Below are 7,618 nucleotides of genomic sequence, written 5' to 3'. Positions count from 1 at the left end.
AGCCGCCGGCGACCACGACCACCACCCAGCCGGCCCCGCCCGGCGGCGGTGGCGGCGGTGGCAACCCGCAGTCGGTGCCGGTGCGCGTGTACAACAACGGCACCATCGCCGGCATGGCCCAGCAGGCCGCCAGCGACTTCCGCGCCGCCGGCTACAGCGTGCCGACCGTCGGCAACTACTCGCAGGGCATCATCGCCACCACCACGGTCTACTTCCGGCCCGGCACCGATGAGGAAGCCGAGGCCAACGCCATGGCCAAGGCCTTCCACATGCGCTCCATGCCCCGCTTCGACGGCATCCAGGCCGCCGACCCCGGCGTCATCGTGATCATCACCGACGACTACAGCCCCCCGAAGAAGGGCTGACGCCCGCAAGATCAAGGGACCGTTCCTGACGTTCAACGTCAGGAAGGGCCCCTTACTGGCGTTCGACCTCAGCAAGGCTGGTCCCGGGATACTGCGTCCCCAGGTTTATGAGGGGAGCTCGGGTTCGGGGACGCGGCGGCGGGAGATGGCCGTGGTGGAGGTGATCCACCCTGCGCTGCCGGGTTGCCGGCCCCGTGGAATGCGTGGCCTGACGGCTCCGCCCACCCGCTCTCCAGGTCGGCCCGCATAGCCGCCGACGGTGTACTCGATGACCTGTGCGCCGAGTGTCGCTTTCGGACACGCCGGCGGAGCCGACCTGCCGATGAACCTCTGCCCGAAACCGTATTTCGGTGTGTCGGAGAGCGGGACTCGCGGGGGCAAAGGGAAAGCCCGGCCCCGCGGAGCGGGGCCGGGCTTTGTGCCTCAGCTGGCGGGGCTGGACTCAGAAGTCCATGCCGCCGGCGTCGGGGGCGCCGGCCGGGGCCGGGTTCTTCTCGGGCTTGTCGGCGACGACAGCCTCGGTGGTGAGGAACAGCGCGGCGATCGACGCGGCGTTCTGCAGCGCGGAGCGGGTCACCTTGGCGGGGTCGATGATGCCGGCGGCGACCAGGTCCTTGTACTCGCCGGTGGCGGCGTCGAGGCCCTCGCCGGGCTTGAGGCCCTTGACCTTCTCCACCACAACGCCACCCTCGAGGCCGGCGTTGACGGCGATCTGCTTCAGGGGCGCCTCGACGGCGACCTTGACGATGTTCGCGCCGGTCGCCTCGTCACCGGTGAGGTTGAGGCTGGCGAACGCGGCCTCGGCGGCCTGCAGCAGGGCCACGCCACCACCGGCGACGATGCCCTCCTCGACGGCGGCCTTGGCGTTGCGCACCGCGTCCTCGATGCGGTGCTTGCGCTCCTTGAGCTCCACCTCGGTGGCGGCGCCGGCCTTGATCACCGCAACGCCGCCGGCCAGCTTGGCCAGCCGCTCCTGCAGCTTCTCACGGTCGTAGTCCGAGTCCGACTTCTCGATCTCGGCGCGGATCTGCTTGACGCGGCCCTGGATCTGCTCGGCGTCGCCGGAGCCCTCGACGATCGTGGTCTCGTCCTTGGTCACCACGACCTTGCGCGCCTTGCCCAGCAGGGTCAGGTCGGCGTTCTCCAGCTTGAGGCCCACGTCCTCGGAGATGACCTGGCCACCGGTGAGGGTGGCGATGTCCTGCAGGATGGCCTTGCGGCGGTCGCCGAAGCCCGGGGCCTTGACGGCGACGGACTTGAAGGTGCCACGGATCTTGTTGACCACCAGGGTCGCGAGGGCCTCGCCCTCGACGTCCTCGGAGATGATCAGCAGCGGCTTGCCGGACTGGATGACCTTCTCCAGCAGCGGCAGCAGGTCCTTGACGGACGCGATCTTGGAGCCGAACAGCAGGATGTACGGGTCCTCGAGGACCGCTTCCTGGCGCTCGGCGTCGGTCACGAAGTAACCGGAGATGTAGCCCTTGTCGAAGCGCATGCCCTCGGTGAGCTCCAGTTCGAGCCCGAGGGTGTTGCTCTCCTCGACGGTGATGACACCTTCCTTGCCGACCTTGTCCATCGCCTCGGCGATGAGCTCGCCGATCGTGGAGTCGGCGGCGGAGATGGACGCGGTAGCAGCGATCTGCTCCTTCGTCTCGATCTCCTTGGCGGTCTTGAGCAGCTGCTCGGCGACGGCCTCGACGGCCTTCTCGATGCCGCGCTTGAGACCGAGCGGGTTGGCGCCGGCCGCGACGTTGCGCAGGCCCTCGCGCACCAGCGCCTGGGCGAGCACGGTGGCGGTGGTGGTGCCGTCACCCGCGACGTCGTCGGTCTTCTTGGCGACCTCCTTGACGAGCTCGGCCCCGATCTTCTCCCACGGGTCCTCGAGCTCGATCTCCTTGGCGATGGAGACACCATCGTTGGTGATGGTGGGGGCGCCCCACTTCTTCTCCAGCACGACGTTGCGACCCTTGGGGCCGAGCGTCACCTTGACGGCGTCAGCGAGGATGTTCATCCCGCGCTCGAGACCGCGGCGGGCGTCCTCGTCGAACGCGATCATCTTGGCCATTGCGGTGTGGTCCTCCGGCTTATGGATGACACGGTGCTCGGCCGGCTCGGTGCCCGCGACGGACGACTGCCGGGGATCTCCCCGACGGCCTCACCGTCCCGACCTAACGTGTTGGCACTCGCAGTGCCCGAGTGCTAGTTCGTGTTTAGCACTCGCGGAGGCCGAGTGCAAGCAAGGCGGCCTCAGGCAGTGATCCAGACGATGAACACCACAAGGATGACGAGCAGCGCGGTTCCGGCCAGGACGGGCACGGCCCAGCGGGCGGCGCCGCCGTCCTCGCGGAAGGCGGTGTTGTTGATCGGCGTCGGCGGCCGCAGCCGGACCGGCTGGTCACCGGCCTGCGCGTAGCCGTACTGCGGCTGCGTCGGGCCTTGCTGCTGGTACGGCCGCGGCTGCATGGGCCCGGGCTGCTGGCTGGGGAACGGCTGCGAGGCGGGACCGTGCGCCTGGGCGACGGCCTGCACCGGGACCGGGCCGCTGGTCGGCTCGGTGCGCACGGTCGGCTGCTGGGTCACGGGCGGCGGCGCGGGCACGCCCGGCTGCGAGACGGTCACGAGCGCCGACCGCGCAGCGGCGACCAGCTCGCGGCAGTTGGCGTAGCGCTGCTTGGGGTCCTTGGCCATGCCCTTGCGGATCACGTCGTCGATGCCGGCCGGCAGGCTCACCAGCGCGGTCACCGACGGCGGCTGGCTGCCCAGGTGGCCCTGGATGACCTCGGACACGGTGCCCTGGAACGGCGGGCGGCCGGTGAGACAGGCGAACAGCACGCAGGCCAGTGAGTAGAGGTCGGTGCGGCCGTCGACGGGCTCGCCCCGCAGGTGCTCGGGCGCCGCGTAGGTGGGCGAGCCGAGGAAGTCGCCGCCACGGGTGCGGTGGCCGGTGGCGCCGCGCCTGGTCAGGCCGAAGTCGGCCAGGTAGACGTGCTCGCCCGCGGACTCACGGCTGGTGACCAGCATGTTGGCCGGCTTGACGTCCAGGTGCACCAGGCCGCGCCCGGCCAGCATGTCCAGCGCCTCGCCGGCCTGGCTGACCAGGATGAGGGCGCGCGAGGGCGTCAGCGGGCCGTCCTTGATCAGGCTGGCCAGGTCGGACCCGTCGACCAGCCGCATGGCGATGTAGAGCAGGCCGTCCAGCTCACCGAAGTCGTACAGCGGCACGACGTTGGAGTGGTCGATGGCCGCGGTGTTGCGCGCCTCGTCGACGAAGCGCTCCCGGAACTCCGGGTCCTCGGTCAGGTGCTCGGAGATGACCTTCAGCGCGACCTTGCGGCCCAGCCTCATGTCCGTGGCGCGGTACATGACGCTCATGCCGCCTCGGCCCAGCACCGCGTCGATGCGGTAGTGGCCCAGGCGCTTACCGGTCAAGTCGTCCGACACCAGGTCAGCCTAACGTCCGCGAATCTCGCCTCGCGGCCGGTTGGTGGGAAAACGGCGGCGGCCGCGCGGGCCGCCGCCGTTCAACGTTGCTTCGACTTCGTCAGATCAGACCTTGCGGACGTCCGCGGCCTGGCTGCGGCCGTCACGGCCGGCCTGGACCTCGAACTCAACCCGGTCGCCCTCGGCCAGTGCCCTGAATCCGTCCATCTGAATCGCCGAGTAGTGGACGAACACATCCTGACCACTGTCCTGAGCGATGAACCCGTAACCCTTTTCCGAGTTGAACCACTTGACCGTGCCGACTGCCACGGCGTCCTCCTTGAGATGTGGCGCACGGCGCTGGGGGCGCCGAATGGATCTCACGACAACGTTAGCGGCGAGCAGGCGGCTCGCCATCTGCTTGTCGGGTGCTCTTCATGCGCCAGGATCGTTGCCGCACAGCAATTTCCGATGACTCGAACGGCGGTACCGTCGTCACCGGCCGGTATGCGGGAGGATGGGGGCCGTGTCCACTTCAGCTAGCCGGTTGGCGACCGTCGACGAACACCTTTCGACCGTGTTGGGGCTGGTCGGCAATACGCCGGTCGAACGCATTCCGGTCGCGGACTGTCTCGGTCTCGCCATCGCCGAGGACCTTCACTCTCCGGTGGCGCTGCCACCGTTCGACAATTCGGCGATGGACGGTTACGCCGTTCGGGCGCGAGACATCAGGGATGCCCCGGTCGAACTCCCAGTAACCGACGACATCCCCGCCGGAAAGACCGAATCGACCGAGCTCATGCCCGGCACGGCGCAGCGCATCATGACCGGGGCCCCGGTGCCGCCGGGCGCGGACGCCGTCGTCCAGGTCGAGCTGACCGACGGCGGCGTCGAGCGGGTGCTGATCAACGGCGAGGTCGAGCCGGGCATGCACATCCGCCGGGCCGGCGAGGACGTCAAGGTCGGCGATGTGGTGCTGCGCGCGGGCGCGGAGCTCGGGCCGGCGCAGCTGGGCCTGGCGGCCGCGGTCGGCGCGGGCGAGCTGCCGGTGCGGCGGCGGCCTCGGGTGCTGGTGCTGTCCACCGGATCCGAACTGGTCGCGGCCGGGAATCCGTTGCTGCCCGGCCAGATCTACGAGTCCAACGGCGTGATGCTGGCCGCGGCCATCCGTTCGGTGGGTGCGCTGGCCGAGGTGCTGAGCTTCGTGCCGGACGACGTCGACGCCTTCCACAAGGCGCTGGCCGACCGGCTGGACTCGGCCGACCTGATCGTCACCTCGGGTGGCGTCAGCGCCGGCGCCTATGAAGTGGTGAAGGACGCCTTCACCGGCAACGGCGTGGAGTTCCGCAAGGTGGCCATGCAGCCGGGCATGCCGCAGGGCGCCGGCAACTACCGGGGCGTGCCGGTGGTGACGCTGCCGGGCAACCCGGTCAGCGCCCAGGTGTCGTTCGAGGTGTTCCTGCGGCCGGCGCTGCGCTCGGCCATGGGGCACGCGGTGGTCCAGCGGCCGACCCGGAGCGCCGTGATCGCCCAGGCCCTGCACTCGCCGCCCGGACGCCGCCAGTTCCGCCGCGGCGTGCTCGACCACGCGGCCGGCACGGTCGAGCTGGTCGGCGGCCCCGGCTCGCACCTGCTCAGCGCGCTGGCCGTGGCGAACTGCCTGGTCGTCGTGCCGGAGGGGGTCAGCGAGGTGGCGGCGGGCGATCTCGTCACCGTTGTCGGACTCGATGCGTAGAGTCGTGTCGTGGGACTCATCGGATGGATCGTGCTGGGCGCGATCGTGGGTTGGGCGGCCAACCTCGTCGTCGGCGGTCGCGACCGCCGGCCGCAGGGCTGCATCGTCAGCATCCTGGTCGGCGTGGCCGGCGCGTTTCTCGGCGGCTGGCTGTACCAGCTGGCCACCGGGCATCCGCAGGACTTCGGCTGGAACTTCACCAGTTTCGGCATCGCGCTGGTCGGGGCGGTGATCCTGCTGGCGCTGCTGAGTCTGCTGCGCGGCGCCGGCCGGGGCGGCCGTCAGTAGCGCACCCGGTGACGCGCGAAAGACAGCTGCGGCGGGTGCCCTATCGTGTGGCGCGATGAACGCCAACTCGCCCGAACCCGCCGGGTTCTCCGCCAGCCACTTCCTGGACCTGGCCCGCAAGACCGTGCCGCCGATGCACCCGGGCGGCCGGCCGATCGTGGCCGGCTTCGCCGTGGGCGCGCTCGTGCTGCGGCTGATCAACCGCCGGCTGGGCTTCCTCGGCTTCCTGGCCACGGCCTGGGCCGCCTGGTTCTTCCGTGAGCCGGCCCGGGTGACGCCGACCCGCCCGAACATCGCGGTCGCCGCGGCCGACGGCACGGTCGCCGACGTCCTGGAGGCGGAGCCGCCGGCCGAGCTCGGCCTTCCGTTCGGGCGGATGCTGCGGATCAGCACCTTCCTCAACATCTTCGACGTGCACGTGCAGCGGCTGCCGGCCACCGGTGAGATCACCGCCGCGCACTACCGCCCGGGCAAGTTCCTGTCGGCCGACCTGGACAAGGCGTCCGAGGACAACGAGCGCAACTCGCTGGCCATCCGCACCGAGGACGGCAAGGACCTGGTCGTGGTGCAGATCGCCGGCCTGGTCGCGCGTCGCATCGTGTGCGAGGTCAAGGCGGGCGAGCCGGCCGTCGCCGGCCGCACCTACGGCCTGATCCGGTTCGGCTCGCGGGTCGACCTCTACGTGCCGCTGGGCAGCAAGGTGCTGGTCGAGCCGGGGCAGCGCACCATCGGCGGCGAGACCGTGCTCGCCGAACTCGGGGGCTGACCACATGCCTTCGGGGCCCGGTGTGCGGCTGCTGCCCAACGCCATCACGGTGCTGGCCATGTGCGCCGGCCTGTCCGGCGTGCAGTTCGCCCTCACCAACAACTACGCGGTGGCGATCGGCGCGATCGGCGCGGCGGCGATCCTGGACAGCCTCGACGGCCGGATCGCCCGGCTGCTGGACGCCACCAGCAAGATGGGCGCCGAGCTGGACTCGCTGGCCGACGCCATCTCCTTCGGCGTCTCGCCGGCGCTGATGCTCTACATCTGGGCCCACGGCTCCGACAACGGGCTGTGGATCGTCTCGCTGATCTTCGCGGCGTGCATGGTGCTGCGCCTGGCGCGGTTCAACACGCTGCTGGAGGACACCGAGAAGCCGCCGTTCACCAAGGAGTTCTTCGTCGGCGTGCCGGCCCCGCCGGGCGCGCTGCTCGCGCTGCTGCCGATCGTGCTGTGGCTGGCCGCCGGCAACGGCTTCTGGACCTCGCCGATCGTCGTGGCGATCTGGACGGTGATCGTGGCCGCGCTGATGATCAGCCGGGTGCCGACGCTGTCCCTGAAGACGATCAAGGTGCCGCCGCGGATCGTGGCCCCGCTGCTGGTCGGCGTGGTGCTGGTGGCCGCGACCGTGCTGCTGTACCCGCTGTGGGCGTTGGTCGCGGCGATGCTGATCTACCTGGGGCACATTCCGTACTCGGTCTACCGCTACTACTGGCTGGCCCGGCACCCCGAGGCCTGGTCGGTGCCGTCGCGGGAGCGGCGGGCCATCCGCCGTGCCGGCAGTGCCGCCCGCCGGTTCGGGCTACGCCCGCCGCTGCGCCGCCGGGTGGCCGGCGCGGCCAGCCGGATCAGCCAGGTTCGGCTGCCCCGGCGCACCGACTCGACCACCAACGGCAACGGCGACGGCACCCGCCGCCGGGGCTGGCGTCAGCTGGGGCTTCGCCGCCAGGAACGCCGCTGAGTCACGCTCGCCGTGGCTAAGCTGGCGCCGTGATTCGCTGACCGCCCGGCTGTCCCCGTCCGCGTTGGACACCCGGCGAGGTGTCG

General features: G+C 70.7%; 8 protein-coding genes. 5 read left to right on the top strand and 3 right to left on the bottom strand.

Annotated features, from left to right (window positions below; translation table 11 throughout):
* Positions 1-365: LytR C-terminal domain-containing protein (locus tag KUTG_RS55430; protein WP_198047288.1), on the top strand; the 365-nt coding region annotated here is incomplete at its 5' end.
* A 442-nt stretch (positions 366-807) separates the two neighbouring features.
* Here the strand turns inward: KUTG_RS55430 and groL are convergent.
* From groL to KUTG_RS23795, 3 genes are all read right to left on the bottom strand, one after another.
* Positions 808-2,430, bottom strand: coding sequence for a chaperonin GroEL (gene groL, locus KUTG_RS23805; RefSeq protein WP_043719687.1), 1,623 nt, complete (start codon positions 2,428-2,430; stop codon positions 808-810).
* A gap of 182 nt (positions 2,431-2,612) precedes the next feature.
* On the bottom strand, positions 2,613-3,806 hold the full coding sequence (locus KUTG_RS23800; protein ID WP_084579716.1) for a serine/threonine-protein kinase: 1,194 nt from the start codon (positions 3,804-3,806) through the stop codon (positions 2,613-2,615).
* 105 nt (positions 3,807-3,911) lie between these two features.
* Entirely contained in the window at positions 3,912-4,115 is a 204-nt protein-coding gene (locus tag KUTG_RS23795; protein WP_025354171.1) for a cold-shock protein, read from the bottom strand.
* A 217-nt stretch (positions 4,116-4,332) separates the two neighbouring features.
* On the opposite strand from KUTG_RS23795, the gene glp reads away from it, so the two are divergent.
* The 4 genes from glp to pssA are packed head-to-tail and all read left to right on the top strand — an operon-like array spanning position 4,333 to position 7,532.
* The gene (gene glp, locus KUTG_RS23790) at positions 4,333-5,520 is read left to right on the top strand and encodes a molybdopterin molybdotransferase MoeA (RefSeq protein ID WP_043719682.1); all 1,188 of its coding nucleotides are present in this window, start codon (positions 4,333-4,335) and stop codon (positions 5,518-5,520) included.
* Positions 5,521-5,529: 9 nt separating this feature from the next.
* Complete coding sequence (locus tag KUTG_RS23785) at positions 5,530-5,808, top strand: GlsB/YeaQ/YmgE family stress response membrane protein (RefSeq protein WP_043719679.1); 279 nt, start codon at positions 5,530-5,532, stop codon at positions 5,806-5,808.
* A 55-nt stretch (positions 5,809-5,863) separates the two neighbouring features.
* Positions 5,864-6,574: a phosphatidylserine decarboxylase gene (locus KUTG_RS23780; RefSeq protein WP_043719676.1), complete on the top strand. Its 711-nt coding sequence runs from the start codon at positions 5,864-5,866 to the stop codon at positions 6,572-6,574.
* 4 nt (positions 6,575-6,578) lie between these two features.
* Positions 6,579-7,532, top strand: a complete 954-nt coding sequence (gene pssA / locus KUTG_RS23775; RefSeq protein WP_043719673.1) for a CDP-diacylglycerol--serine O-phosphatidyltransferase — start codon at positions 6,579-6,581, stop codon at positions 7,530-7,532.
* Positions 7,533-7,618 lie beyond the last annotated feature (86 nt).

Source organism: Kutzneria sp. 744 (genome assembly GCF_000568255.1).
GTDB lineage: Bacteria > Actinomycetota > Actinomycetes > Mycobacteriales > Pseudonocardiaceae > Kutzneria.
Note: the sequence above shows the minus strand (reverse complement) of the source record. Positions and strands in the feature narration are given on the sequence as shown.

Coding starts and splice junctions, on each gene's coding strand:
- KUTG_RS23780 (WP_043719676.1), top strand. CDS start 5,864: ATGAACGCCAACTCGCCCGAACCCGCCGGGTTCTCCGCCAGCCACTTC.
- groL (WP_043719687.1), bottom strand. CDS start 2,430: ATGGCCAAGATGATCGCGTTCGACGAGGACGCCCGCCGCGGTCTCGAG.
- pssA (WP_043719673.1), top strand. CDS start 6,579: ATGCCTTCGGGGCCCGGTGTGCGGCTGCTGCCCAACGCCATCACGGTG.